Genomic DNA, 3070 nt, shown 5'->3' with positions numbered 1-3070 from the left:
GGTGTAGGGGTGCTGCGGGCGGGAGAGGACGTCATCGGTGAGCCCGTGCTCCACGACTTCGCCCGACTTCATGACGTGGACCCGGTCGGCGATCTGCCGTACGACGCCGAGGTCGTGGGTGATGAAGACGAGCGAGATCCCGAGGCCGCGCCGCAGGTCGTTGAGGAGGTTGAGCACGTGTGCCTGGACGGACACGTCGAGGGCGGAGACCACCTCGTCGCACAGCAGCACGCGCGGCTCGCGTGCCAGCGCCCGGGCGATCGCGACCCGTTGCCGCTCTCCCCCGGACAGCTGCCTGGGGCGGCGCGCCGCGTACCCGGCGTCGAGGCCGACCATCTGCAGCAGTTCGACGGCGCGGGCCTTCCGGTCGTGCACGCCGGCCAGCCGGAGCGTCTCTTGAAGGGTGCCGCCGACGGTGCGTGCGGGGTTCAGCGTCGAGGACGGGTCCTGGAAGGCCATCTGCACCGTCGAGCGCAACGTCGCCCGGTCTTCGCGTCCCAGCTTGCGGGAGGCGATGTCGATGCCGCACACCTCGAGCGACCCCGACGTCACCGGCTCCAGGCCGACCATCATCCGGGCCAGGCTCGTCTTGCCCGACCCGGACTCGCCGACGATGCCGATGCTCTCGCCCTCGCGGACCTCCAGGTCGACCGCGGCGACGGCGAGCTTGCGGTCGTACCGTTTCGTCACCCCGCGCAGGACGATGATGGGTTCGCCGGCGGGGGCCGGCCCGTCCGCGGCCTCCGCCGGGACTCCGGTGTGCGCGCGTCCGATGGGTTCGCCCACGCGTGCGCAGCGGACCGTGTGGCCGGTTTCGACCTCGCTCAGCGCGATCGGATCGATGGTGCACGCCAGGGCGGCCAGATCGCAGCGCGGCGCGAACCGGCACCCCTTCGGCCGGCCGCCGGGGGCGGGCACCGTTCCGGGGATGCCGGGCAGCGCCTCGACTCGGTGGTCCAGCGGCGGGTCCGCCCTGGCCAGCCGGGCGGTGTAGGGGTGCCGCGCGGCGTTGAGGAGCCGGCCCGCCGGAAGTTCCTCCAGCACCTGGCCCGCGTACATGACGTAGACGCGGTCGCAGACCTCGGCCGCGACCCGGAGGTCGTGGGTGATGAGCAGCAGCGCCATCCGATGCGTCTCGCGCAGCCGGTACAGCAGGGCGAGGATCTCGCGCTGGGTGGTCACGTCCAGCGCCGTGGTCGGCTCGTCGGCGATCAGCACCAGTGGCTCCTCGGCGATCGCGGCGGCGATGCCGACCCGCTGCCGCATGCCGCCGGAGAGCTCGAACGGGTAGGCGTCGGCGACGGCCGGGTCGTCGATGCCGACCTCGGCGAGGCGCCGTACGGCCTCGCGGCGTCGCTCGCTCCGCCGGAGCCTTCTCCCTGCGGGGGTGCGCAGGGTCTCGCACACGATGTCGCGGACCCGGTGCAGGGGGTTGAGCATGGTGAACGGGTCCTGCATGATCATCGCGATCCGTGAGCCGCGAAGCGCGCGAAGCCGGCGGCGGGAGAGACCGGAGGTCCGCGCGCCCCCCAGCTCGACGGTGCCCTCGCTCTCCAGGCCGTGCGGGAGCAGGTCGAGGATCGCACGGGCGGCGACGGACTTGCCGCTGCCGGATTCTCCCACCATGGCGACGGCCTCGCCGGGGGCGATGGTCAGGGAGATGTCCTCGGCGATCCGCACCGTCGTTCCAGCACGCGGGCCGCGCACGGTCAGCGCGCTGACGGCGAGAGCGGGAGAGGCCGGATCGAGGTGGGCGGTGTCGTCGCTCATCGGGTCCTCCCGTGGGACTCGTAGCGGGAGTGGATCCAGTCGCCGACGACGTTGGCGGAGACCGCGACGAGCACCACGGCCACGGTCGGGCCGATCGTCGCCCAGGCGTTCTGGAGCAGGTACGCCCGGTTTTCGGCGATCATGCGTCCCCAGTCGGACGATCCGGGCGGGACTCCGAGGCCGAGGAAGGACATCGCCGAGAGGTCGACGATCCCGTAGGTGAACGTCAGGAAGAAGACGGCCACGACGAACGACGCGACCGCGGGAAGCAGGTGGAACACCATGATCCGGACACTGGAGAGGCCCGCGGTGCGGGCAGCCTCGACGTAGGGCAGGCGCACCCTGACGATCACCGCGGAGCGCAGCAGCCGCATGTTCATCGGCAGGCCGAAGACCAGCAGCACCGCGAGCGCGGTCCACCAGCCGCCGCCGGTGATGCCGACCACCACGATGGCCACCACCAGCGGGGGCACCGCATAGAGGACGTCGATGACCCGGCCGATCACCGCGTCGGTCCGGCCGCCCGCGTACCCGGCCACGACCGCGACCAGGATCGCGAGGACCGTGGTGCCGAGTGCCAGTATCAGCGGACCGAGCAGGCCCGTGCGCGCACCGGCCACGATCCGCGAGAAGACGTCCCGGCCGAGTTCGTCCGTGCCGAGCCAGTGCCGCGGGCTCGGGCCCTGGAGCGCGGCGGCGCCGTCGATGAACTCGGGATCGTGGGGAGCGACCCCCGGGAGGATCATCATGCCCGCCGCGGCGGCGAGGACGCACCCGGCGACGATCACCAGCACCGGGGCCCTGCGGCGGCGTGCCGGAAGCCGCCACCCGGTGCGCCGCGACAGGACGGCGAGCCGCTCAGCCACGGCCGCTCCCCCTCCGGACGCGCGGGTCGAGGCCGAAGACGGCGACGTCGACCGTGAGGTTGACCAGGACGATGGCGGCGGCGAGGGTCAGCGTGACCGCCTGGATCACGGGGATGTCGCGGGCGCTGATGGCCTGGGTCAGCAGTGAGCCGATGCCCTCGAAGGCGAAGACGGATTCGACGACCACCATGCCGCCGGTGAGTGCGATCAGCAGCCCTCCGGCCTGCGTCACGATGGGGACGGCGGCGTTGCGCAGGACGTCGTTCCACAGGACGCGACGGGAGGCCAGCCCCCGGGACCGGGCGAAGGTCACGTGGTCGGAGTCGAGCACGTCCATCACCGCCGACCGCGTGACCCGCGTCGCCGAGGCGAGGAGCACGGTGCCCATCGCGAGCGTGGGCAGGACGAGGTGGCGGAGTGTGCCCATCCCGCCC

The 3070-nt window shown here is 72.7% G+C and carries 3 protein-coding genes; all 3 read right to left on the bottom strand.

Features of this window, described 5'->3' with window-relative positions; genetic code table 11:
* On the bottom strand, positions 1 to 1770 hold a 1770-nt coding region (locus tag E1285_RS44190), incomplete at its 3' end, for an ABC transporter ATP-binding protein (RefSeq protein WP_132160880.1).
* Positions 1767 to 2636 carry an ABC transporter permease gene (locus tag E1285_RS44185; protein ID WP_132160879.1) on the bottom strand — a complete coding sequence of 290 codons (870 nt, stop codon included), beginning with the start codon at positions 2634 to 2636 and terminating at the stop codon, positions 1767 to 1769. The genes E1285_RS44190 and E1285_RS44185, both read right to left, overlap by 4 nt.
* Positions 2629 to 3070: ABC transporter permease (locus tag E1285_RS44180; RefSeq protein ID WP_132160878.1), on the bottom strand; the 442-nt coding region annotated here is incomplete at its 5' end. The genes E1285_RS44180 and E1285_RS44185, both read right to left, overlap by 8 nt.

It is taken from the genome of Actinomadura sp. 7K507 (genome assembly GCF_004348425.1).
Lineage (GTDB): Bacteria > Actinomycetota > Actinomycetes > Streptosporangiales > Streptosporangiaceae > Spirillospora.
The sequence above is the reverse complement of the archived record's forward strand: the minus strand, read 5'-3'. Positions and strand labels throughout refer to the sequence as shown.